At 45.6% G+C, this 24,770-nt stretch carries 21 protein-coding genes; 7 read left to right on the top strand and 14 right to left on the bottom strand.

Going from position 1 to position 24,770, the window contains the following annotated elements; genetic code table 11:
• A partial coding sequence (locus DXZ20_RS17175; protein WP_163703521.1) for a cofactor assembly of complex C subunit B occupies positions 1 to 398 on the bottom strand: 398 nt, incomplete at its 3' end.
• Positions 399 to 513: 115 nt separating this feature from the next.
• Between DXZ20_RS17175 and DXZ20_RS17170 the strand changes: the two genes are divergently transcribed.
• Positions 514 to 1,854 carry a D-alanyl-D-alanine carboxypeptidase gene (locus tag DXZ20_RS17170; protein WP_348918704.1) on the top strand — a complete coding sequence of 447 codons (1,341 nt, stop codon included), beginning with the start codon at positions 514 to 516 and terminating at the stop codon, positions 1,852 to 1,854.
• Here DXZ20_RS17170 and lptC read toward each other — a convergent pair.
• Together lptC and DXZ20_RS17160 are read right to left on the bottom strand one after the other, a co-directional pair.
• Positions 1,823 to 2,977 carry an LPS export ABC transporter periplasmic protein LptC gene (lptC, locus tag DXZ20_RS17165; protein ID WP_163669384.1) on the bottom strand — a complete coding sequence of 385 codons (1,155 nt, stop codon included), beginning with the start codon at positions 2,975 to 2,977 and terminating at the stop codon, positions 1,823 to 1,825. The two genes, DXZ20_RS17170 and lptC, sit on opposite strands and share 32 nt — an antisense overlap.
• Before the next feature lie 62 nt (positions 2,978 to 3,039).
• Positions 3,040 to 3,672, bottom strand: a complete 633-nt coding sequence (locus DXZ20_RS17160; protein WP_163669383.1) for a LabA-like NYN domain-containing protein — start codon at positions 3,670 to 3,672, stop codon at positions 3,040 to 3,042.
• A 629-nt stretch (positions 3,673 to 4,301) separates the two neighbouring features.
• Between DXZ20_RS17160 and DXZ20_RS17155 the strand changes: the two genes are divergently transcribed.
• Together DXZ20_RS17155 and DXZ20_RS17150 are read left to right on the top strand one after the other, a co-directional pair.
• Entirely contained in the window at positions 4,302 to 4,946 is a 645-nt protein-coding gene (locus tag DXZ20_RS17155) for a MotA/TolQ/ExbB proton channel family protein (protein WP_163699470.1), read from the top strand.
• 196 nt (positions 4,947 to 5,142) lie between these two features.
• Positions 5,143 to 5,946, top strand: coding sequence for an N-acetylmuramoyl-L-alanine amidase (locus DXZ20_RS17150; protein WP_163699468.1), 804 nt, complete (start codon positions 5,143 to 5,145; stop codon positions 5,944 to 5,946).
• 6 nt (positions 5,947 to 5,952) lie between these two features.
• On the opposite strand, the gene DXZ20_RS17145 is transcribed toward DXZ20_RS17150, so the two are convergent.
• From DXZ20_RS17145 to DXZ20_RS17115, 7 genes are all read right to left on the bottom strand, one after another.
• A complete protein-coding gene (locus DXZ20_RS17145; RefSeq protein ID WP_163669377.1) occupies positions 5,953 to 6,942 on the bottom strand; it encodes a hypothetical protein in 990 nt (329 codons plus the stop codon).
• A gap of 41 nt (positions 6,943 to 6,983) precedes the next feature.
• The gene (locus DXZ20_RS17140) at positions 6,984 to 7,922 is read right to left on the bottom strand and encodes an Npun_R2821/Npun_R2822 family protein (protein ID WP_163699466.1); all 939 of its coding nucleotides are present in this window, start codon (positions 7,920 to 7,922) and stop codon (positions 6,984 to 6,986) included.
• A 14-nt stretch (positions 7,923 to 7,936) separates the two neighbouring features.
• Entirely contained in the window at positions 7,937 to 8,935 is a 999-nt protein-coding gene (locus DXZ20_RS17135) for an Npun_R2821/Npun_R2822 family protein (RefSeq protein ID WP_163699464.1), read from the bottom strand.
• 92 nt (positions 8,936 to 9,027) lie between these two features.
• The gene (locus tag DXZ20_RS17130; RefSeq protein ID WP_163699462.1) at positions 9,028 to 11,115 is read right to left on the bottom strand and encodes an ABC transporter ATP-binding protein; all 2,088 of its coding nucleotides are present in this window, start codon (positions 11,113 to 11,115) and stop codon (positions 9,028 to 9,030) included.
• Positions 11,116 to 11,189: 74 nt separating this feature from the next.
• Complete coding sequence (locus tag DXZ20_RS17125) at positions 11,190 to 12,431, bottom strand: glycosyltransferase (RefSeq protein ID WP_163699460.1); 1,242 nt, start codon at positions 12,429 to 12,431, stop codon at positions 11,190 to 11,192.
• Between the two features lie 174 nt (positions 12,432 to 12,605).
• Entirely contained in the window at positions 12,606 to 13,520 is a 915-nt protein-coding gene (gene ylqF, locus DXZ20_RS17120) for a ribosome biogenesis GTPase YlqF (RefSeq protein WP_163699457.1), read from the bottom strand.
• The gene (locus DXZ20_RS17115) at positions 13,517 to 13,921 is read right to left on the bottom strand and encodes a universal stress protein (RefSeq protein ID WP_163669365.1); all 405 of its coding nucleotides are present in this window, start codon (positions 13,919 to 13,921) and stop codon (positions 13,517 to 13,519) included. The genes ylqF and DXZ20_RS17115 overlap by 4 nt, the downstream gene beginning before the upstream one ends.
• Positions 13,922 to 14,099: 178 nt before the next feature.
• Between DXZ20_RS17115 and DXZ20_RS17110 the strand changes: the two genes are divergently transcribed.
• Positions 14,100 to 15,308, top strand: a complete 1,209-nt coding sequence (locus DXZ20_RS17110; RefSeq protein ID WP_163699455.1) for a phosphoglycerate kinase — start codon at positions 14,100 to 14,102, stop codon at positions 15,306 to 15,308.
• Positions 15,309 to 15,438: 130 nt separating this feature from the next.
• Here the strand turns inward: DXZ20_RS17110 and DXZ20_RS17105 are convergent, their stop codons facing one another.
• The 3 genes from DXZ20_RS17105 to DXZ20_RS17095 all read right to left on the bottom strand — a co-directional run bounded on the left by DXZ20_RS17105 (position 15,439) and on the right by DXZ20_RS17095 (position 20,307).
• Complete coding sequence (locus tag DXZ20_RS17105; protein ID WP_163699454.1) at positions 15,439 to 17,913, bottom strand: DUF4132 domain-containing protein; 2,475 nt, start codon at positions 17,911 to 17,913, stop codon at positions 15,439 to 15,441.
• 1 nt (position 17,914) lies between these two features.
• Positions 17,915 to 18,310 (bottom strand): hypothetical protein, encoded by a 396-nt coding sequence (locus tag DXZ20_RS17100; RefSeq protein WP_163669359.1) that lies wholly within the window; start codon positions 18,308 to 18,310, stop codon positions 17,915 to 17,917.
• Positions 18,311 to 18,396: 86 nt separating this feature from the next.
• Complete coding sequence (locus tag DXZ20_RS17095) at positions 18,397 to 20,307, bottom strand: hypothetical protein (protein ID WP_163699452.1); 1,911 nt, start codon at positions 20,305 to 20,307, stop codon at positions 18,397 to 18,399.
• A 310-nt stretch (positions 20,308 to 20,617) separates the two neighbouring features.
• Here DXZ20_RS17095 and DXZ20_RS17090 point away from each other — a divergent pair, with 310 nt between their 5' ends.
• Entirely contained in the window at positions 20,618 to 22,360 is a 1,743-nt protein-coding gene (locus tag DXZ20_RS17090; protein WP_163699450.1) for a hypothetical protein, read from the top strand.
• The gene (locus DXZ20_RS17085) at positions 22,357 to 22,518 is read left to right on the top strand and encodes a hypothetical protein (protein WP_163699449.1); all 162 of its coding nucleotides are present in this window, start codon (positions 22,357 to 22,359) and stop codon (positions 22,516 to 22,518) included. The genes DXZ20_RS17090 and DXZ20_RS17085 overlap by 4 nt, the downstream gene beginning before the upstream one ends.
• A 310-nt stretch (positions 22,519 to 22,828) precedes the next feature.
• On the opposite strand, the gene DXZ20_RS17080 is transcribed toward DXZ20_RS17085, so the two are convergent.
• On the bottom strand, positions 22,829 to 23,647 hold the full coding sequence (locus tag DXZ20_RS17080; protein WP_163699447.1) for a hypothetical protein: 819 nt from the start codon (positions 23,645 to 23,647) through the stop codon (positions 22,829 to 22,831).
• Positions 23,648 to 23,926: 279 nt separating this feature from the next.
• On the opposite strand from DXZ20_RS17080, the gene DXZ20_RS17075 reads away from it, so the two are divergent.
• A complete protein-coding gene (locus tag DXZ20_RS17075; protein WP_163669352.1) occupies positions 23,927 to 24,652 on the top strand; it encodes a Uma2 family endonuclease in 726 nt (241 codons plus the stop codon).
• Positions 24,653 to 24,770: the final 118 nt, after the last annotated feature.

The raw sequence follows: 24,770 nt of genomic DNA, 5'->3' as shown, positions 1-24,770 counted from the left end.
ACTTCAACCTCTTTATTGGGACCAAGAATACCGCGCCGCATCAATGTCTGACCATCGTAGTAAGCCACCAACGAACGAGTAACCGTATTGGTCAGCAATAGGTGAGAAGCCCAGGCCAATTCAGTAGCAACATCTTCCGACAGACCATCTGCTAACTCAAAGCCTTCTTCCCCTTCTAAAATCACAGCTTCTGGTGGTACCGGCTGAATTTGACGCCACAGCAATGTTGTCAAAATCAAAATTGCACTTAAAAAGACACCCACCACATCAGCACGCGCCTGGGAGTCAGTCACAACGGAGGTTAACAGCCGATTTAGCATAAGCAACGTACCGCCCACACTGCCTACAATCAGCGGTAATCGCCGCAACCACTGGTTATCATTCGCTGCTTTAGCCATCCCCTATCTCCCGATTGCCCATGGGTATCTTTAAGATAAACCCGTCAATTAACTACTGCCTTTAGTCGATTACTAGTGTATCTTTAGCCAGTAAAACTGCTGATACTCTACTGCTGTGAACTGGCTTTTCCAACTAGCCTTCATCTCCGCTCTCATTGGTCCCCGTCCTTGGCAACCAATGGGCAGCATCAACTTCGCCGACATTGATATCCGACCGACCTGGGAATCACCATGGCTCCAGCAAAAACTAGCAGCCGATCCGGTCGCTGAGACCATCCTTAATGGCTATGTAGCAGACCTAACGAGTCTGGGGTTTACGGCTAGCCAGCAAAGTGTGGCCGTCGATGTGGGGCGCTATCCAGTGGCTCGTCACCAAGAATCTCGTCGCTTACCGGCAGCATCCTTAACTAAAGTGGCCACCACCTTAGCTGCCCTTGAGACCTATGGCGTCAATCATCAGTTCGAAACCTTTATCGGCTGGCAAGGAACCATCACCAACGGCACCCTCCAGGGCAATCTCATTATCAAAGGGGCCTACGATCCCCTATTTGTTTGGGAAGAGGGAATTGCCTTGGGGAATACACTACAGCAGCTTGGTATTCAACAGGTCACGGGTAGCTTAATTGTCATTGATCAGTTTGTAATGAATTTCAACACAGACCCATTGGCATCAGGGGAAATGTTGAAACAGGCCATGAACTCTGCTGCTTGGGGCTGGGCAGTAGAGAAACAATACGCCACACTGCCACCCGGCACCCCTAAACCCACACTGCAAATCCAAGGACCAGTACAGATAGCCTCTGCAGCACCCACCATCAATCAGGCCTCAGGCTGGTTGGTACGCCACAAGTCACTACCGCTAGCAGTGATTCTGAAAGCGATGAATATCTACAGCAACAATGTGATGGCCGAGATGATCGCTAATCTATCCGGTGGCTCAGCCAATGTGGTCAAAATTGCCGAGCAGACGGGAGTCACTCCTGGTGAAATTAGTCTGATTAACGGTTCGGGCTTGGGAGAAGACAATCAACTCTCAGCCCGTGCCGTGATTATACTTATGCAAGCAATTCAGAACCGACTACAGCCTTACAATCTCAACTTCGCCGACCTGTTTCCAGTTTCTGGCACCGACACGGGCACCTTGATCGACCGTACGTTACCCATCAATGCTTCAGTCAAAACAGGGAGCCTAGCCGTGGTTAGCGCGCTGGCAGGGGCTTTTCCCACTGAGCAAAAGGGTATTGTCTGGTTTGCCATTATTAACTACGGCTCAGGGCTAGAAACGTTGCGTGCCCGTCAGGATCGGTTGCTAGCTTCCCTTGAAAAACAGTGGGGTAAGGCGAATCAAGTTCCCAATCCCATTAAGGCTACACTACAGTTCAATCAAGAGCCGTACCGTTTAGGCGATCCTAAACGCAATGAGATTATTCAACCGCCTCAGGCACAATCTCAGTGACGACATTGCGACCAGTAACGACCACCGTTTGCCGCTCTAGGTTACCGACCGCACGATCACCGTTCACCGTGGCAGCAGGATCCTGCTGGCGATAGCTCACATTGCCTTGCCCATCTATATCCTGGGTCTTGATATTCCAAGTGAGCTGGTCAGCCGTTAACAGGGATTGTCTGGTTTGATCGACGGATCTAACGTTGCCATTTAAGACAAGAATCTCAGTGATCAAATTTAGACGGCCTTGATTAGCATTAGCCGTGATTTTTCGCTCGGGATACTGAATGCGTACAGGCTTATCAATCGTGATAATACCTGGCTCCACATCCCAAACAGCGATATCACTATTGGTTTGCAAAGGAATTTCAAATGCGTTGAGCTGTACCTGCTGCTGTAATGTGGCTTGTTGCTGTGCCAGGTCAAACTCTCCCCGCTTACCCACTAAGCGATCAGTCACCGTAGAATCATCTTCAGAGACATACTGCTCTACCTTTAGGGGGGTGTCTGTTTCGAGTTTTTCAGCATCTAGCTGCCATACTAATTTGTCTGACTCAAACCCAATCCAAGGCTCTTGTTGAGTTTTAGCAACCACACCGTTGAGTAACTCCAGACGCTGAGTTTTATTAAATAGTCGGGCTTCCTGGGCTGTGGCTTTGAGCTGGGGATGATCGCCACGAATACGGTCTCGCACTAACAGTAGATCTTCTGCGGGGATCCATTCCAAACTATTGCCATTGAGCGTGAGCTGATTGTCTGGATTAGTGGCGACAATGTTGCCCTGCAAAAATATTGACTTGCCATCTTCTCGGATTTCCCCCTGATCGGCTTTGACTCGGTATACTAACTTTCCGTCTTGAAAAAGCTCACCCTCTGGGGACTTCACGCTAGCTAATCGACGATCGGGACTGTAGGTAGCTGCTTTTGCCTTCACACGCCAAAGCAGCCCACCATTCTCGTCAGGCTGCTCTAGGGTGACATCTTTAAGCGTTAGTTCTGCTTCGGTTTGTTCAGTGCCGTCCTGATTTTGAAGACTTTGCAGGGTATCTCCTGACGATTGACAAGTTCGTACAGCTACGACTATCACAGCAACAAACGCCGCAATCACCGCAAACCGATACCATTTATTCATACAGCGTTAGTTGTGCCAGTACATAATCTAGTCACCCAGATTATCCTAACGGATAACGGCTCTTACCCCGGCTCACTGGTTGCCTCTTCTTCCATAACGCTCAAACCAGTGAGTGGGCGATAGGTATAGCCATTGCTGTGGCTGCGTGGAGTCTTTTTGATATCGTCTTTGACACCGTCTAAATCAATATAGCGGTCAGATACATTGATCAAACTGTCACTGGTCATAGAGCGCAAACTGACCACCTCTACCCTGACGCCACGATAGCTAGCAGCATCAACCGCATAGGCCAAATCTCCGTCACCACTCACCAAAATAGCTGTGTCGTAACAGCCGACAAGGGCCATCATATCGACAGCGATCTCAACATCTAGATTAGCTTTTTTAGACCCATCAGGCAGCTGTACCAAATCTTTGGCAATGACTCGGTATCCATTGCGGCGCATCCACAGCAGAAACCCTTGCTGCTTTTCATTAGTACGATCAACACCTGTATAGAAAAAAGCACGAAACAATCGAGAGCCTGCGGTTAATCGGCATAGCAGCTTGGTGTAGTCAATTTCAATTCCAAGCTGAAGCGCTGCATAAAACAGATTCGAACCATCAATAAAAATGGCAACCCTACCACGATTTTCTAATACTTGCTCTGGCGTAAATCCAGTGTCATGACTGAGGGTATTACGGTGATTCAACATGATTTAATCCTATCCAATTTATTATGATTTACACCCCTAACTTGTGGTTAGTATTGCCCTTTAACGAACCCCCAGTATTCAAGGGCAATTGAGGGATATTTTGTCAAGAGTTTACAAAGGGCTCCTAGGGGAAGAAACACAGCGAATAATTACTTAGCCATGCACAACTTTTAGCCTGTCTTGAATTGTCCTTTAAACCCACCAATCAAAGTACACACGCCATTAAATAAAGGCTTGACTTCATCATACATGAGGCATTTGTAGATGAAAGCAATATGGCTGTAACTTAATTTCTTCTCAAGAAGTAGAAAATAAATGTGATTAAAAATTGAGTGGGTATTTATTGAAATCCTGACGTGAAAATAATAGGTTTTGACACCTAACTAAAAGTCATTGGCAAATAAGTTTACAAGGGTTAAAAATGCTATATAAAAGCACATGTCTTGAAATGCTCATAAACGCAGATTATTACCGCTGAGGTATTCAATGTCAGCATTTAAATGTCAGTATTATCGAGCCTTATCATGGATTAAGCTGCAATATGCCGATAAATAGCGATTGAGATCGCAAGCTTCGTTTTTTTGCTTTATAAATAGCAAAAACTGCCAAAAACCAACAGGGAGCTATTAGTGGGAATTTCAGAACTCTTTAAGGCTGGTGGGGTCGTCATTTGGCCACTACTGGTCGCATCAATCTTAGTAGTGACTCTAATTTTGGAGCGGAGCTGGTTTTGGTGGCAGATTTCTCAGCACCAGGAACGTGTGGTCAATACGTTTCTAGTAGATTATGCCCAGCAGCCTAAGGCAGCGATTCAACAACTAAAGCAGCAGCCGTCGTTACCCATGGTGCGAATTTTTTTGGCGGCGCTGTCCCTAGAGCAGGCCACCCCTGATGAATTTAAATTGGCTTTAGAGAGCGCGGCTCAAGCAGAGATCCCGATGCTTAAGCGGTTTAGTACTGTGTTTGAAACCGTCATTGGTCTCGCCCCCTTATTGGGACTACTGGGCACTATTTTAGGGTTGATTCAGGCCCTGTCGTCTTTGCAAATTGGCGATGTGGGTACGGCTCGGGCATCCGGTGTTACAGCAGGCATTGGCGAAGCATTGATTTCCACAGCCCTTGGCTTAGTGGTCGCCATGGTGACTCTGTTCTTTGCCAATGTCTTTCAAGGGTTATATCGTCGGCAGCGGGCTGCGATCGCAGATTATGGTGGCCGTATTGAAATCGCTTATCGACAGTATTATCGAAAGTTTATGCATCGTCAGAACCGCTAAGCTGTCGAAACATCAACGGTTTGCCTAAATACCCTCAACAAATTTAGATAATTTGCTCATTTGGCTACTTCAACAATCGGAACAAACCCAATATTCTAGAAAAAATGAGTAATATTCTTTGAAGTATTGGCCATTCAGGCATTACCTTAATGAGCACATACAAACTTCACCATCCGGTTCTTTCCTAAAAACTTTCATGGGTGATCGTCGTTGGTTCAAAATTGGGGTATACGTAGGCGCGTTTTGTTTAGCCATGGTGATAACGATGGTATTGGCAACGACCTACAAAGTATTTTTTGGGCCACCCCAGGGAATAGCAGCAGCAGCCCCCTCTTACACCGTAGAAGCCACCGTTGAAGCAGGAGCTAACGTGCCCTCAGCTAACCATGGGCTCATATATACGGCGGAAAATAACCCTACCTATAGACCCCTTGAGCGGGTAGAACTAGCTGACCCATCGAACTATGGCGAACGATATGATGTCGATGCCTATGGTCAGCCCCTCAACCATGAATTTTTGGCCGTGCTTCACGAAACCGTATGGAGCGCCAACAGTGCGATTAATACCTTTCAAACGTATCACCCACGGGACGAAGACCAGGTAAGTTACCACAGCATCATTGACCGCGATGGCACGGTTATCTATGTTGTCCCTCCTGAAAAACGGGCCTTTGGCGCAGGTAACTCTGTCTTTGAGGGGCCCAACGGTCCTGAAACCGCTGTGACGAATCCCGCGTTTGCGTCATCTGTCAATAACTTTGCGTATCACATTTCCTTAGTCACCCCCTCCGATGGCCAGGATAATGCCTCTACCCACAGTGGTTATACGGATGCGCAGTATAAGTCCTTAGCCTGGCTAATGGCCCAGACAACAATTCCTGAGGCACGGATTACCACCCATGCAGCGGTTGATCGTTCAGGTTCTCGACAGGATCCCCGCAGCTTTAACTGGGCTCACTTTTTAGAATATCTGCACCAGTATCCTAGTCGAGCGGCGTAGACAAGATTAGGAATCCTCTAGTTGTAGGGGCGCACGGCTGTGCGCCCCTACAACTTTGTTTAACCACAGATCGAGGTTGAGGTCGTAATAGCCTTCTTGGCCAGCAGGATATTCCCCCTGTTCGATGGCATTAATAATTTGCGGCAAAGCGGCAATGTAATCTTGGCTCCGTACCACAGGATGAAGCGTCCAGGCATCAGGATTTGAAAGTGTTGCCCGCCAACCGTGAGTGCGTTCAAGCTCCCGAGAAATCATCACCTCCCAAGAATCTAACTTGCCACGACCGGTCCAGTAATTTAACCAGGTCAGCACCCTGGGTGGTAACTGCTTTAGCCATTCGTTTTTATAGTCCATCCACAGGACAGGAATTGGTAAAAATGCATCGAAGCTTTGCTTTTTAATCAGATAAGCACGGCTGCCAAAAAACTTAAACCGATAGAACCCATCGTCCTGTTCATAGGGCACACGCTGGTTCATGGTACCGTCAGCCCGTGGTGGCCCCGATAAAGGCCTGACAAACAACACATCGGGTCGCTTGTCCATTAGCTCTATGCCCTCAGTAATCCAGCTGTGGCCAGGCTGCTGATGCTGCAGCATATCGCTATCAAAATGCACCACATAATCACCCACCGTTTCTTCTAAAGAGAAAATTGTGCCCAGAATGGGATAGCCCTTCCAGTTGTGGGTGGGTTTAGGCACAGAGCCAAAGTGCTTTTTATAGACTCGCTGACGATAGGCGTTGTCATAGTCCATATCAACCAGCCGATCTACCACCCCCATTGCCATCAGCTGGGCACAGTTATCCCGCAGTTGCTCTAAGGTACCAATGCCGGGTCGCCCCACTTTATCCCCCGTCAAAGGGGCCGTATCTAAAAACAACACCCGCTCCACAAAGGGATAATGGCTAGTGTGCACCAGGTGAGGAATCGTCTCCATCATGAATGGAATATCGGTGCGCGCTACCATGATGGACAATGAACAGCGAGGAAGATTCATAGGTCGTTTTAGGGTGGGTACTGTCCACTATGGGTGAAACGTTATTTCTTCATCCGTCTAGCCAACCGACCGATTGCTTGTTTAAGTTTGCGGATCGGTTGACGCTGTAATTGAGATGGGGATTTGCCAGCTAACGGACGACCATCCGGATCATCGAGATAACGGTAATATTCCCACAGGTCTCGATACGGCCCCCCCGATCTCATCGGTGTGCCCGCCCAGTGCAAATAACGCAGCCGTGTATCGCCATCATAGAGAGCATGGTCTCGGGATACAAAGTGCTTCATCCCTCCCCAGCTGCCGGGCTCATCAGCCTTCACTTGAACAATATTCAGTCGTGTATCGATGCTGTTGAGGACCAGATAATTCATGATGGGCTGGTCTGTTGTGCCCCCCGAAAAATCAAAATAATCGCGATTTTGGGCACATTCGCTTAAACGCTGATACATCTGGTCCAGGGTAATGGTGTCTTTTTTAGCCCCCCAGAGACCGCTATTAAAAACAGAATTGACAATATCTTCAGGAAAAATGCCTCGTTCAATCACACTGGGCGAAAATACATCACGCAGTTTACGACCCTTGAAATGATAATCACAACAAATAAAATCTGCTTGATCTAGATAGGCAAGGGTATCAGAAACTGGCTCAAAAAAAAGAATATCGGTATCTATATAAAGAAACTCATCCAGCGGCCCAAACCAGGCTGCTAACTTGCGCATTTTATTGGGGAGTGCCAAGAAATCACGGGGAAAAATCTCGCTAATTTTTTGGGTAAACGCCTCAAGAAAAGCTAGATCTGGAAAGAGCTGCACTTGGTAAAGTGTATTTAGTTTTTGAAACAGCGATTGATAGTCATCGTTAAACGGAATCATATATACCGGTACATCCGGATCATGAAGGCGCAGACTAGCGAGGAGTGCGATCGCATTGTCCCCCACCTTCTCATTCGCAACAATATACACACCTCTCTTACCAGTCATCAATAGTCCTCCCTTCAGGTAAGTCCAATCTTTTTCATCAGTCGTTTCTGTAGGGACGGTGGCTGATTATATTGCTGGGGTTTGCCCTGAAACTCTGGCATGGGCTCATGTAAATATCGATAGTGCAAAAACGTTTTACGATACGGGAAATCAAGGTTTTCACCACCACAAACGCGACGAAATATCTTTGAGGACAGCCCAATAAAATGCAGATAGCTCAACAACTTACCGTCGTCATAAACCAGACCGTCTTTCTCCTCAAAATGTTTCGATGAAACTGCATTTCCCGTCGCTTTACCTTCAGCACGCCACTCTAATGCCACATTATGAACAGTATGATCATTAATCTGCACCATATAGTTCAGCAGCGATTGATTGGGCGCTCCCATGTACAGCACATCTGAATTACCCTGGGCCAGCGTTTTTACCACATGATCCAGCTCAGCTTCAGAAAACAGACTGCGCTTAGAGGCATAACAACCAGAACAAAAGATGTCACGTTTGAGCCGTTCCTCGGATAGTACCGTGGTCAGTTTGTCAGAATTGACATTAAAAATATGGCTGAGGTCTTTGAACTGAAAATCATAAACCACGACATCGGCACGGTTTAGACGCTCAAACATAAAGTCCAGAGGTTGCATCACCAGCGTGTCAGCATCTAGATAAATAAATTCTTCAAAGGGAGCTGCCGGGTCAAAGGAAACATAGCGATGGTTTTCTCCCACTCGATAAAACTGGGTTTTCACACCTGACGCTTTCCACTGTTGTATCGCCGTTGGATGGGTTTGCCACACCCGTAGTGAAAAGTTTTCCCAAAATTTAAATAGTTCAGAGTCATTCAGCAGAGATACGTTCTCTCGCTTGGCGACTTCAGCAGCTACCTTCTCAATCTGGTCGTTGTAGGCAATCACGCAGACCGGAATATGTCCCGAGTTTTGTTCAATGCTGTTGAGTAGAGCGACCAACTGGTCGTAAACTACATCGTTTGCCAGGGTGTATATGCCGCGCTTCATAGGACATCCAGTGGGTAATTAAGATAGAAAATCACATTAAAAAATACAGGGCCAGACAAGATTTAATGCTAAAGAAAACAGACCTGTCAGCATCACGGGGTGGATTGTGCTGGACTAGACGTCTCGGTTTGTTGGGATTTACTCACAGGTGTACTAATGGATTCGAGATTTTCCACAACACCGAGCAGGTCAATGGCGATGTTCTGGGCATGAACCATCAGCTCTGCTTGCTCATAGGGGTCATCAACATCGTCCTGGATTAACGCCAGCAGACCAATCATGGAGTTTAGCTGCGATCGCAACTCATAGGATGACTTACCAATCGCCTTACGGTAAACAGGCAAAACATTCGACACAAGGGTGCCACTGCCATTGGCATTCTCACGAATACTTTTAGTCAGCTGCATCGCATGGAGTTTGGCATAGGCCCCCCTCTTCTCCAATAGATCAGTATGGGTCCCTAATTCCACTACTTTGCCTCGATCTAGGACCGCAATTTGGTCAGCTTTATGCACAGTGGACAAACGGTGGGCTATAACCAGCGTGGTACGGCCACGACTGAGATCATCAATTGCATTTTGGACTAACCGTTCCGAGACCGTATCTAAAGCACTCGTCGCTTCATCCAAAATCAAAATGTCAGGATCCTGCAACAGGGCTCTAGCGATGGCTAACCGTTGGCGCTGTCCCCCAGACAGTAATACACCGCGATCGCCAATCATGGTTTCAAAGCCTTGGGGTAGGTTCTCGATAAACTCATAGGCATTGGCCTGCTTAGCCGCTGCCCTAAGTTCCTCGTCTGTGGCATCGGGGCGACCGTATAGCAAGTTTTCCCGCACAGACGCATTAAACAAAAAGGTTTCCTGACTGACAATCCCTAAGTTAGAACGATAGCTATGTATATCTATGGTCTTCAGATCCACACCATCCAACTCAATTGACCCATGGGTGGGATCATAAAATCGGGGTAATAAGTCCGCCAATGTGGACTTACCTGCCCCTGAAGAACCGACTAAAGCTAGGGTTTGCCCCTTTGGCAAAAACAGATCAATCCCCTGCAAAACCTCCTGATCATGGCCTGGGTAGCTAAATCGAATCTGGTTAAACCGAATACCTTCCTGTAAAGTTCGGTATGGCTGAGCGCCCCGAGGCATAAACGGCTTATCATCTCGCCGGAGCAAGGCAGTCACGACCTCAACACTGGCCGAAGTATTCGCTAAAGTGCTGCGTTGGCTATTGAGCTGACCAATATAAGGCAGCATTCTAAATAAAATAATCAGGTATGTCAGCAACGACGATGAAAATACCTCAAGCTGATTACTAAAGGCCATTCGACCCAGTACAGTGATCAATATCAACGCCAGAATATTAATAATTTCGTTAAAAGGACCAATACCCGCAAAAATCAGCTGGGAGTTAAACTCAGCGCTTTCTCGTTCGACGATAATTTTGTCTAAACGTTGATATTCTCGCTCTTCATTGGCTGTTGCCTTCACCAAACGAATACCCGACAAAATCTCAAACACACGCGAAGAATACGCCTTGGAGATTTTAGACAGTTCTTTACCCAGGGACTTGGAGCGTTTAACGACAAACTGATTCAGCAGGGTAACCGACCCCAGTGTCACGATTGAAATCAGCGTCAGCTGCCAAGAAGTCAGCAGCAACAAGATCAAAAACACCGTGATCGTAATGATCACTACCATGATGCGCACCAAATTTCGAATGGCAATGGTGGTGCGATTCACCTCAACGTTTAATTGGTTAATCAGATCTCCAATTTTAGTCCTGGCAAAATACCCTAAATCCACATCTAAAAGCAGCCTAAGTCCCCGTTGCCGCAGCGACATCGCTAGTTTTCGATTCAATGTGCCAGCTGTCAGAGCACTGGCATAGGCCGAAAGACTTTTAAGAACAATGACACCGACTACAGCGGACGCCATCACCGGTAAACGCGCATTGTCAGGCAGGCCATCAAATATGCCAATAAAGCGCTGCAAAATCGGCGGTAGAGATCTTGCGTACTGCGCCGCTTGCCCTAACAGCTCCAGTAAGATTGGCACAATCAACAAGGTGCTTACACCATTAAATAGCGCCCCTGAAAAACCCAGTAATATCGTAAAAAATAACAGAACTGGATATCTGAGAACCGACTGAAGTAATAAGCGGGTGGAAGACATGAATAAGTAGGCAGGCGACGCTTAAGAAATATAACTTTGAATACGTATGTATGGATATTGTTTAAATCAAGCAATTAGCGGCCACTCTCCATACGCCTGTAATTTTGCTTATAGCCTAACTGATTCCGTGGCTGCCTCTTCACACACTGCTGGATCAAAGGCCCTAGGGTTTCTGCCATGGCATTGACACTGTAGTGTTGAATACAACGCTCCCGTGCCAGACGCCCGCGCTCAGCCGCTTGCTTTGGATTATCTAAAATAGTTTGTAGCATCTGGGCCAGTTGATCAGCAGCACAGGGCGCTACAAGATAGCCCGTATCTCCCAAAATTTTAGGGATATCCCCCACCGTGGTAGACAGTATGGGTTTGGCCATCGCCATGCCGTCAGTGAGTTTAATGGGAAACTGAGCGCGAGCTATCGATGTATCTCGCTGGGGCACCACCACCACATGGGCAGCAGCCACCACCTCCGCCATTTGATCCGAGGGAAATCGCGGCAGCTTAATCAACCACTGGGGCCAGCGAGCCATCAGGTCATCTTCGTAGCCATCTGGTTTACGACCACCAACAATGACTAACCGTAAATCGGGCTGGTCTAGCTGATCCATGGCCATTAACACATCCTCCAACCCTTTATGGGGACGGGCTGTACCTGGAAACATCAACACCCGATAGTCAGACAACCCGTAGGTCTGCCGACTGACTGCTGGGTCAAAACGAGCTGGGTCAAAAATATCCGTATCTTTACTATTAGGTAGATAATGGCCACCAAACTTCTGCTGTAAAAACTGGTTATTGACTGTCACCACATCGGCCTGCCGCACCCACTGTTCACTTAACGATATATAGAAGGGATGCTCCAAATCCCGCAGCGCTCCATCGGGCTTAAAAATGTCACGGGCCAACTGTTTAACCGTTGGACGATAAGCATAGTCCTCTCCCCCAAACCAACTCAACTCCCAATCATCCATGTCGAGTAAAACGGGTCGGCGAGTATACATCTTTTTCAAAAGGGCAATACCAAGACTCGTTGGTCGAGGCTTAATGGCGTAAATTACATCGCCCCGAATCTGATTGAGTAGCTGAGTGGCCGACTGAATAAACTGAGGCAGTTGTTGGCCTGGCACCGCAGTCACCGACAACGTGTCAGGGGGCGGTGGATAAATCACATCCCCAAACTGACAGCCAATGACCTCGACATCATGCCCTAGCTTTTGCAAAATCTGACTGACTAGATAAACACGCGTCATCCCACCACCAGAAACATCTGGGGCGATGACCGACACCTTGGTCGTGGGGGCATTAGATAAATTCACCGCTCTGATTTGTGTCCCTTTTTGGGTAATAGTGCCTGGCTATCTATCACTATTACCCATCAAGATTTCCCATTTGATCCGCATCCTATCTCAGTACGTGATCTCAAACCGATGGATGAATTTAATCTTTGTCGAAGATTCACACGTCAAACGTACACTTAGGGACACGATATGCTATTGGCCAACAGCAACTGATGATGTGGGTTCGACCATCGGTACTGGAGGTAATTCCAACACCAGGTTACCTAGATGGCCTTTGCGAAAGTCATTGAGCAACTGATGGGCCGCTCGCTCTAAATCATCGTTATGACGCTGGGCCAATATTGATAAGTAGGTTTCCCCCGTATAAAATTCGCCAGTCTCAGAGGTTAATGGGGTATCGTAGCGGGATGCGATCGCACCTTCATATCCACCTGCTTTATCCCGTTGGTCCAAGTCCTGAATCAAATCCAAAAACGCAGCCGCCACCCGCTGCGTATCATAGGCAGCACCACCAATGTCATCACAAATTGCCAGCTTTAGCGCCACTTCCTGATCATTTAGCTTCAGCGGGATAATACCCGGAGCATCTAACAATTCAATTTCATTTGAAATCCTTACCCAGCGCAACTGTCGTGTGACCCCTGCCCGGCGCTCACTCACCACAACTTTACGCTTTAGCAGCCGATTGATCAGAGCTGACTTCCCCACATTAGGAAAGCCAATAACCACAGCCCGCACAGGCCTCGGCTTCATCCCTCGGCGTTTACGCCGCTCGTTCATCGCCTTGCCCGCATCCTGGGCAGCCCGCAGCAGGTTCTGCACCCCCTTACCCTGCTTTGCATTAGTAAAGTAAGCCGCCTGCCCCTGTTCTTTAAACCAGGTTTGCCAGGACTGCCGCGCCTCCGCTGAAATCATATCTACTCGGTTAAGCACCAGCACCCGCGATTTATCCCCAAGCCAATCATCCACCTCAGGGTGATGGGTGGCCAAGGGAATACGCGCATCTCTAATTTCCAGCACCACATCAACGCGCTTTAGCTGCTCCTTCAAAGAGCGCTCCGCCTTAGCAATATGACCGGGATACCACTGAATAGACGGCGAAGTCATGGCACCACCATCACCGGACAGGGTGACAGGTTAATTACCCGATTGCTGACGCTTTCCGACTGCCCTTCCGGGGTCAGGCCTATACCACGACAGCCCATCACAATTAGATCCGCCGACATCTCGTCAGCCACATCACAGATTACAAATGCAGGATTGCCCTCTCGCTCAATGGTTTCTGTCTCAATTCCTTGACTTGTAAATACAGCCTTCGCTTTCTCGAGCAGCTGGGCAACCGCCTCAGGCGAGGCCTGTTCAGGATGAGCATTGTGCCCATTTGAGGTCTCAACGACCGACAGCAAAATCAAATGGCTGTGATGATGTTTCACTAACTCCGCAGTCTTAAAAGCCGCCTGTTGAGCTTCGGGACTAGCATCTATCGGAAATAGAACGGTCTTAAACATAACGTGGGAAAACCCTCAGACTTCGATCAAAAATCAGAGCCGCAATAAGCGATAATACCTAGTGAGTAACGAAAATGTATCAACGCTTTACATCTAGGGTAATCAAGCTTGTCCTAGCTTTGAAGTGGGGTGTACGTAACGTAACAAAACTGCATTAGGAGATAAGGAGGATAGTTCTGTGGCAAAGAAATCCGTGACTGATTTGTCAGCGGCTGATCTGTCAGGCAAACGCGTGCTGATGCGGGCAGACTTTAACGTGCCCCTCGATGATCAAGGCAAAATTACTGATGACACCCGGATTCGTGCTGCACTGCCTACCATCCAAGCATTGACCAGCAAGGGTGCTAAGGTGATTCTTTGCAGCCACTTCGGACGTCCCAAGGGTCAAGTTGTTGACAGCATGCGTCTGACGCCAGTTGCTGTTCGTCTTTCTGAGCTGCTAGGCCAGGATGTCATCAAGTGTGACGACTGCATTGGCGACGCAGTTAAAGCTGCTGTCGATGGCATGTCTGATGGTCAGGTTGCTCTGCTTGAGAACGTACGTTTCTACGATGGCGAAACTAACAACGATTCTGAGTTTGCGAAGAACCTGGCCTCCGTTGCTGAAATGTATGTCAACGATGCCTTTGGTACTGCTCACCGCGCCCATGCATCTACTGCAGGTGTCACTGAATATCTTAGCCCCTCTGTTAGTGGTCTACTCATCGAGAAAGAGCTTCAGTATCTACAAAGCGCTGTAGATAGTCCTCAGCGTCCTTTTGCTGCCATCGTAGGTGGTTCCAAGGTATCCTCCAAGATTGGCGTCATCGAAACTCTTTTAGAGAAAGTGGACAAACTGTTCATTGGCGGCGGCATGATCTTTACCTTCTACAAGGCTCGTGGCCTGGATGTTGGTAAGTCTCTGGTGGAGGAAGACAAACTAGAGCTGGCTAAGGCACTGGAAGCTAAGGCTAAGGAGAAGGGTGTTGAGCTGTTGCTACCTACTGATGTGGTGATTGCCGACAACTTTGCCCCTGATGCCAACGATCAAACCGTTAGTATTGAAGCAATTCCCGATGGTTGGATGGGTCTAGACATCGGCCCCGACTCCATTAAGGTATTTCAGGCTGCTCTGGCTGACTGCAAGGGCGTTATCTGGAACGGCCCCATGGGCGTATTTGAGTTTGATAAGTTTGCCAAGGGTACCGAAGCCGTTGCCAACACTCTGGCTGAGATTACTACCAGCAATGGCTGCATGTCCATCATCGGTGGTGGTGACTCCGTTGCCGCTGTAGAAAAAGTGGGTGTTGCTGATAAGATGAGCCACATTTCTACCGGTGGTGGTGCCAGCCTTGAACTGCTAGAAGGTAAGACTCTACCAGGTATTGCTGCCCTGGATGACAAGTAGAAAAAGTAGGGAAAGCGAATAATTTTTTTCGCACACTATTCCCTGATTGTTCAGTTCTTTAAGTCCCTACCTATAAGTGGGGGCTTTTCTTTTATCCAGCTTCCACACATTAATACTGCCTGATGAGATTTCAAGCAGATAGACTCCTGAGTTTTAACTGCGAAACAATCGTAGGGTCATTAATTTTATCGTCAGCAGCGAGTAAAAAAGCTTTACTCAAGATTATTGCTGTGGTGCCATCACCTTCAAATGGTAAAAACACATTCGTAGTATTAGATTTGGATGTACGACCCGGTACAATGCAGAGATATTGATCGTTTGGCTCCATAAGAATATTGCCACTTCCTAAATGAATTTTGTAGGTCCGTAGTTTGCCCTGAACAACTAAAAAGCGCTCTGTGACTTGACAACAGTCAGCTATTTTCAGACGAGGGATTAGGCTCTCGAAGAGCTGCTGCCGCGTTTTGGCCGTTTCTGACAGTTGCCCAAATGAATAACTTTGCCAGTAAGTGTTGTAGCGCTCTTGCTGCTGACCAGGTCGCCAGTTGGGGTCATTGCCGATACTGGCAACGCCTACAAATAGATCCACATCACGCAGCACCTCAGAAAATACTAGTTTTGGAACATCTGACAGGGATATTGGAGTATTAGGCGCATCAGTAGTGGAAAACCTGACTTGATCCGTAGAGAGATATGGATATGCGCCGTATGGATCTTCAGCATTATCAACAATGGCCTCAATCCAAAATTCTGCCTGTAGTGACCATTCAGATAGTTGTCGTCGCGCTTGTGAACCTGGTTCACGGCAGTCAAACGATAAAATTAAGTAGTTCTCCCATTCTCGACTTCTGCATAGACTATTAAATTGATGTTGCTTGATAATGTGTGCCGCAAATCGGTTGGAATAAGTATTTGTTGTTTTCTCCGCATCAGTTAATAGATAAATTTCTCGATGGGCTTGCTTAAAGGGTTGTTTTACTCGATGGTCTAGCAGCCAACTACGCCAAGCCAGCACCTGTTCAGTGGCCATATTTAGAGGATGCCATAGGTCTACCGTAGTGTCTGGTTGTATTTTCTCCAGCGGTTTTCCCTCTGTCGTTACAAGCTGACCTTGCCACCAAATGGCTGGAATTGTTTGCTCCTGAATATGAAACTGCCAGATGAGGCGTCTGGCTAAAATCCCTATTAATGGGTGGTTTAGGTAGTTTTTACACCAGGTTGCATAGGTCCAGGTGCGACGTTGAAGATAACTGCTCTCAATGAGATCGCACTGCACCGACAACAGTTTCTTAATATCCTTTCCTGCTTGTTTAAGCGCTTTTAGCTCATTAGGATGATGTTCTTTAACAAACTTTGGTACAGATTTTTGTCTTTTCCCATCTGGCCGATACCAGGCAAATTCTATCGTTTGAGTGTCGACAACTGACAACGTTGCCGTAAAGTCTCCAAATTGCTCCTGTCTTTTGCCAACTTCTGAGAGACCATAGGTAGGAACAGCCTCTTCAGCTAAGGCTTCTAGCGATTGCCCTGTTCTATTGGAAATAACCGTCAACGCTTTAGCAATCTCTCTCTGAGCCCCCCTATATTTAACCTTAGCTTTGAGAATGGCCAGCTGCCCCATGGTCTCTTCAGTCGGTATCTGTCCCAAACACCACACACAGGCATTGCCTAATCGGACACAGCGTTCACCGACTCCTTTGACTCGTCGATAGGCAGATAAACCCAAAGCACCCACTGCTCGAACAATATCTGCCGTCTCAAAATTGGTGCACAGCCAGACTAAGCCTTTGAGAATATCTACATTAACCTCATGAAGTAGATGACTCTGATCTTCATAATGTCTAATTGGTTGAGTACGAGGTTTATCAACCAATGGGAACCATCTCACAATAGCTTGGCGAAAATCCTCGTGACCGACCTTCTCTAACGCAGCCGCTGATATACGCTTCCATTTTGCACTGGGTTTGGACTGCTTAGCATTGGCACAGATAATAAGCAACTTCTTCCAATCAGACTGTGCTGATGTTGATAGAGCTAATAAATCCGATATTGCCACATCTGACCATGCTTCCCCGGGCACAATGGGCAAAAGCTGGCTAGCTATCCTGAGTTGAGAGATTTCCCGACGGTAATATATATGACCGTGCTCCAACTTTGAGCAGAGAGTTCCAACGGTTGACTGTAATTCTGAAGTCAACTCATTATCTTTTGAATAAGACTCAATCGTGTTGACTAATGTAGGTAGATTCTTAATAAGAGTATAGCTATAGTGAAAATAATTCCGATGTCGCTCTCGATCCCAAACATCAGCAGGCTCTATCAAAAGCTCTAGCAGCAATAATAGGTCATCATGGCCTATTGGGAGTCGCCGTGAAAGTAATTCAAAAAGCGCTTCTTCCAAATGAGAAATTAACTGCCAATCTTCTTGGGTCTGTGATAACTGGCGTGCAATCTCAATTACCACTAAAACCTGCTCTGCTGAACTCATGGCCAAAATTGGTTTAGCAGACTTGATGGTTTGAAATGTATAGGGATACTGCCAGTTTTGTTCCTCCACCAGCAGTTGAACAGCAGAGGTAATTTCATCAAAATGCTTTCTAGTCATGTCATCCACCTACCAACGGCACCAGCTTTAGAAAAGAGACCGAAGTATTAGACCGAATTTCAATCTGTTCTTCTAAAGAATCCACCTGCTGATCATCAACAAGCACAATAAAGCCATTACCCAAAAATGCCTCAATAGCCTGATCATATTGCTTCTCCCAATCAATCTTCCTAGGCTGACGCAACTTGTATCCATTTAACGTTTGCTCTGCTTCTGTGGGTTTTACTAAGCCATGGAAATGATCCGACAGTTTGACGTTATAGTCTTTAACTTCTTGATAAATACGGCTACGAATCAACTCTTGAACGGTAATCCGTTCCGTTGGGAAAGTCAGCATCAAGCTATGGCTGCTTTGCCCCAATGTGGTCTCATCACGAACTAGAAGCTTGCTGCCCATAACACCTCCGGAAAATGAGCCATTACCAATGATTCCGCAATCTAGATCATATGAACTAGAAGGCCACTAAAATTAGTCTATGCGTACTACTCGGAAAAATCAAGAGCTGGTTCTTCTATATGCTGTACATCCCTATTTTCAGTGAATGCGGACAAAGAACCATGCCATTGATTTGTTTCAGTTTGCGCAATTAGGGTTAACCACGCCCGCCAGAGCACACCCGAGTCGTCTGTAAAGGTCCAAACACTGACTAGTGATTTGTCTGATTGTGCTACTGCTTGCTGCTGCCAGCCAGCCTGATGCATCTGTCCTAAGTAGTGTTCTGCTAGCTCATCTGTCGTTAGCTGACTAGAAATATGAACATTTGAATCAAAGTTCGTTGCACTACCCCCACTGCCTAGGCTTTGAACAAATGTCTTGGATGGTGTTTGCAGGGTTGGTATGGGGAGATTTAAATCTCCCCAAATATCCGAGAGCCTACCTCTTTCTACGTAAAACTGATCCTCGCTACTACAAGGAGATAACGAACCAATGGCATGGCGCTCAAGGTAAATAGTTGATGCTTCCTTCTGAACAGGTCGAATTTGTAAAATAAGCTCATCTACTCCGTTCGAATGACAAAATAATTGAGGAAACCAAGAATAAAATCTAGAAGACTCGAAACCAAAATTAAAGCTAGGCAATTGAACATTTTCACGAATCTGCCAATCATCTTCAGTCAAAGACTCACGATAGAAGTCAGATATTAGTCCGGGGTGTAGTGAGGTTTCTAATATCGCAATATCTTTTACAACATCTGATGTACCCCCTAAAACAACCGTTTCTGGAGGAACAGGTAAGTTATCAGAAAAGGCAGGTGGCAGCTGGTTCAGCCATAACTCAATTTCCTCACTGTCAGAGAGTTGCCCCATATCTTTCAAGATTCCTAGGGCTGTACTTTCGGGGATTTCTCCATCTGGAATATTATCAGTAACAAGATCGGGCCAAAAATCTTGTTGCGAGCTGCGTCTCCGGCCAAACATTCCTATATAGTGCTCGGGTTCTTCTGTGGCAAACAGATAAACTGTCGCTTGCTGCGGTAATTCGGAATCAACCGATTGAGACCACACAGACCACTGCAAGCGATCATTACCACTGCGGCTTTGCAGGCTCCAACCCTGCTGGCGCATTTGGGTTGAGTAGTGAGCCGTTAGTGCCCCTAACGATAAAGTTGTCTGAATCTTGGTCTGTGTGTCTAAATAATTATTACCACCGTTACTATCTAAAAATTCAAGTTGTGCATCGTTAGGGGGGGATAGTGATAATTCTGGCAACAGCTCTGAAATATCAGATTCGAATAGTAACGTACTCTCGGACTCAGCCCACGAGTCTTTCTCAGAATTACATGCAAAGCCAGATTGTGTAGAAATCAGAGTAACTCTGAGCTTAGTGGTATCTAAACTGCTTTGAAAAGTATTAAACGATAATTGAATATCACTTCCTTGTTTGCAAAATACTTGTTGGTTTTCTGACTCTGGCAAAGGTTCACTCGGTCTACCAAAGGTAATAGAAATTACTAGTGCACCAGTAGTAGCGCTATCTTCCGTATCGGTGATCTCCAGGCCGGGTTCTAACTCAGGCGTCATCCAGCGTTCCCATCCAGCATGTTGCAAGTCTTCTAAATAGTCAGACTCAACTTGCGAGTATTCTCCATCTACCTCAAAAAATAACAAGTGATAAGGTGCTGTAACCATAGTCCATTGATGCACTCCAGCAGTAGGTACTGGTAGTTCAGTTGGTAAATCTGGAACATCATTGCCAATGTGTAACTGTACCGTCTCTCCAAATAGAGGATAGGGCTGTAGCAAGGGTAATAATAGACGATAGGGAACTTGCGGATTGTCTTCAGGTGTAGGATCAGGCTGAGCCCTAGCAGATAAGGGAATACTCAACAGAGCTAGTAACGTTAACCATACTCTCAAAACTGACTTGGTCAAACGTGATGCAGTTAACGACATCGTCCAAGCTCCACATCTAAGTTCCTATTATTTTAGTTAGGCCATAGGACAGTACGCATGAGTAGTATCATTGTTCAGCAATAGACTACTATGTCTGCAAAACATGGCTCAGATTTAATTTTTGTAACATGTTTTCAGAACAAGCTTTTTCAGCAAATACATAGACTTGTAGTATCAAGTCATCTATACCATATGTGTCATCTACAGCATTTTTAGGCTAGACTTTACACCAACAGTACACGATAGCGAACATATTGCATTTACAGAATTTATGAACTTATTCCTGTAGTCCTCTACAGGCTAATGCGATATGAATTCGAATAAACAAGGCATATTAACCATTTTGGTTTCGGGTATTTTCTTTGGTTCAGTTGGTTTTTGGTTGATCCCCGAGAATATAAAGGGAATGATTATAGGCGCGGTCGCTGGTGCTGGTGCTGCGGGCGGATATATTCATCACGATAAACGTCTCAAACAGTTTGGCATTAAACAGCAGAAAGCCCAGAACACATACCAAAGAAAATTAGACAATTTGACTGCTTCAGCTATTCAAACAGAAAAAGCAATTGAAGAGATTATTCTTACAGCTAAAACTTATGAAATAAAGATCAATGAGCTTCAAGATATCCCCAGAGAAAGACTAGGCCAGCCAAAATTAAACTCACATGAAATCGATAGCATTAGAACAAGATTAGTAAAGTTAGAATCGAAGGTTGATAAAACATCTACTAGCCAAAATAATGATACTTCTGATGATATTGATTACATCAAGCAAGCTCTAAAAGGATTGGAATTAAAAATAAATTCTATCTCAACAGTATCTACCTCTAGTGATAGTCAAGCTATCATTGAAGTTGGAGAGCAAGCTATCTCTGAACATGAAGAAACATTAGAAGATAAAACAGCTCAAAAAGTCATCGAATGGTTCATAGCCAAAAATATTGAAGTTGAAAATTACTATGAACCTAACCCCACAATTGATACTTTACTCGATAGATTATCTCTTTATCTTGGCGATAATTATTCGGTCCTTAAGAAATTCCATCGGAGATTAAGAAGCAGTGTAGGTAAGAGAACTCGTTTTGATTTTCGAGACTACGACTCAAGAGCAAAAAGCATTCACAATCAATATCTTAAAAAGCTTAAGTCAAGTGACTATCTATCACTGGGGAAGCTAGTTAAAAATAAAGAAACTTCAGACTTCATCATAGCAAACTCATATGATCGCCCAGACATACAAGGTTTTTTTGACGGTGGCTGGTTTGAACGCTTTATTTATTACAAAGTGGTTGAGCTTTTTGATTCAGAAGGTGTTGACTATCAATATCTTAGAAATCCAAAAATTGCCTACGGAGAGAAAGACTTATCAGAGCTAGACCTGTTCTTTCTTGTCAACGGACAACCACTTTTGATTGAATGCAAAGCTGGTCAACATTATCATGATGATATTGAAAAATTTAATAATCATGCGAAAAGATTAAGCTTAGCCCCCCAAAATGCTATCTTCGTTGTACTCGATATTGAAGAAGCAGAAGCAGATATTCGCACTCATCATTGGAATATTACTGTTGCAGACCAAAATAACTTCTTAGTATATATTAAGAGAGCAATAAAGATCCATAAGTATTCGCAGTCTTCAATCGATTATAAAAACGATAATATTGATGATGATTTTTTTAGTGAAGAAGAAAATAGAAAGGTAACAGTTTCTGATGATAGCCTTGAAACTTTTTTCAGAAAAAATAGGCTTAACCTAACACCAGAGTCCAGAAGTGCTGTATTTAATAAGCTCATAAAATTAATCGAAGATTCTGATAAGCCTTTTAGTTTCAATGACATAACAAAAGCTATACGAGATAGCATGAAGAAAGATCATAATCTGTCGAGAGAAAAAGTCAGCGAGACATTACATTGTCTACGTTATCACGATCTCTTTAGAGACAATCAAAATAAACCTGTTCATAATACCTCTGAGCTCATATATAGCATGGCTTCCTTAAAACCAAAAACTTTTGAAAAAAAAGTATGGAGTTCTATGCGGAAAAAATCTTGAATCTGTTTGATCCAGATTTCTTTGAGAAGGCAGAAAACATCGAAACGTTTGAAAACCTAACTTTAGGTAAAGCACCTCCTCTAGGGAGAATAAATCATATCAAAGAGCGTCAGGAGAATCTACGAACTTCTTCTTATGACGAGGATGATGGACAATAAAGTCTAAATTCCATCGGTGTCATACCTGACAGTAATCTATAGCGTGCATTGCGATGTAGGTTATGGATTACTATAAAAACACCTCACCCTTGATAAAATTAGTAAGTTCTGACGATACATCCTAAACTTACCAACTCAATCATAGGGCTCAGGACTATCGTATAACACTTCGATAATCAGAAGGGTAATTATTTTGTTGCCTTTTTATCGCACTCGTCACAGGTAATACTCGCATCTGAATAGGTGTAGTTATTAGCACCAACGCTAACAGCGAACTTTCGAAAGAGCATAGCACCCTGCATTATGATCCCTAACCTCCTCGGCCTTCCAGTAATAACTCTCTCACCACGTCAGGTGCGTTTCCTGTCTGAACAAATTCAGCAAAGCCTTTTAAAAATAAAGGATCATCTCCTTTCTCTTCTTGCCAGTCAGGAGACTTTTCATAGATCTGTGCCAAGGCTTCTAAATAATTAATCATGGTCATCCGCGCTGAGTTTGGCCAATGCAGGAAAATCTCTCCTAACTCATCCAGCTCATCTTGTTCCAGATCAAAATCAGTCACATTAATCTCTAACAACAACTCTAATACCCGCTTATATGCATCAGGATATTCTGGTTCCAACTCAATTGCTTCTTGGTAAAACGCCATTGCATCTTGTTGCCTTTGAAGGAATTTAGCAGCCTCTTCTTCAGAAACAACCCAATAACTATTACGCTCTAGCTCCTGAGCTTCAAGCATTAATGTTTCATAACGTGTTGCCAAACCTACAGTGATGGAACAACTCCCGGTTTCATCTAGAGGCGTTGGCAGACGATACTCATAGGTACCCTCCTCATAAACCTCAAATACATAGGTTCTATCACTGGCAGTTCGCTTAACCTCCCCCATGGGCAACAAAGATTCTGTGGGAGTCACCATCGGAAAACAGGTCGTATTACCACCTGCACTCTGGGTACGAATCATGATCACATCACCCCCATGGGCCGAAAAATTATTAGGCCCAGGTGCTAAAGCATTTAGGGTTTCAATTTCATTATGAAATGCCATAGCTGGGCGTAAGTTTAGTACAGTCAGCCCAGCAATCAACCCACATCCCAACAACCTCAACGTGACCTTACGTCTATCCATAACTATGATTCTGAATTTATGAGCACACTGACAATAACCTTCAATTAGAGAACAGTATTTTCGTAGTCATCTGATGTGAATGCCATGAAGTTACCGTAATGGAATGGATATCTTTTGCACAACAAGGTTTTGTCCTTGGCGCACTCCACTACATCTTTCAAGAATGTCTGATACAACGGCAACTCAGCAAAGCCAAACAGGCTTAAGTTGCGCTGTCACCCTTGCTCTATAGATATCGCATTACAATAGCTCTATTGTCGGTCTAATCGAACTTGACCAGTGGTTTTACAGTATGACCCTAAGCAGCAGTGTCTGCCTTCCTCTGCTGAGTTGCCCGACTCAGATGATACCCCTGTGGATAACGAGTTACAGAATTTAATCCCGAATCTACTGGAGGCAATTTTGGCAATGGCATGGCCTGACCGTCAGGACTGGTTCTTTGGTGTGGATATGGGGATTTACTATGCGCCATCAACACCTGCGGTTGTTCCTGATGGGTTCCTGAGCTTAGGGGTGGAACGCTTTATTGGCGAAGAGGGTCGCCTCAGCTATGTGATGTGGGAAGAGGACAATATTGCTCCCACCTTGGCGTTGGAGGTGGTTTCTAAAACCTATGGTGGGGAATACGAACGTAAAAAGGACATTTATGCGGATCTAGGCATTCCCTACTATGCGGTTTATCTGCCAAATCCATCTAGCAGCACGCGAGCTCGTCGGCAGCGACAGCCGCTAGAGGTTTATGAACTGGTGGATGGCACCTATCAGCTTTTGGAAGGTGGACCGATTTGGTTGCCTGAAATTGGTTTGGGGCTGGGACGTGAGCGGGGTACTTATCTGGGACGAGAGCGGGAATGGCTCTATTGGTATGACCAAGATGGGAATCGGTTACTGACACCAGAGGAAAGAGTTGATCAGACCCAGGCTCAGGTTGATCAAGAGCAAGCTCGGGCTGATCGATTGGCGGAAAAGTTAAGAGAGCTGGGAGTTGATCCGGATTCGCTTTAGGGTTTCCATGTCAACTGACTTGCTGAGGGAGATGAGGAAGATTATGTTATTTGCGATCGCGCAACAAAACTCAGTCCTGGGCTCACTCCGCGACATCTTTCAAGAATACGTTGAACAG

Origin of the sequence: Adonisia turfae CCMR0081 (assembly GCF_011009555.1) — a bacterium.
GTDB classification, from domain to species: domain Bacteria; phylum Cyanobacteriota; class Cyanobacteriia; order Phormidesmidales; family Phormidesmidaceae; genus Leptothoe; species Leptothoe turfae.
The sequence above is the reverse complement of the archived record's forward strand: the minus strand, read 5'-3'. Positions and strand labels throughout refer to the sequence as shown.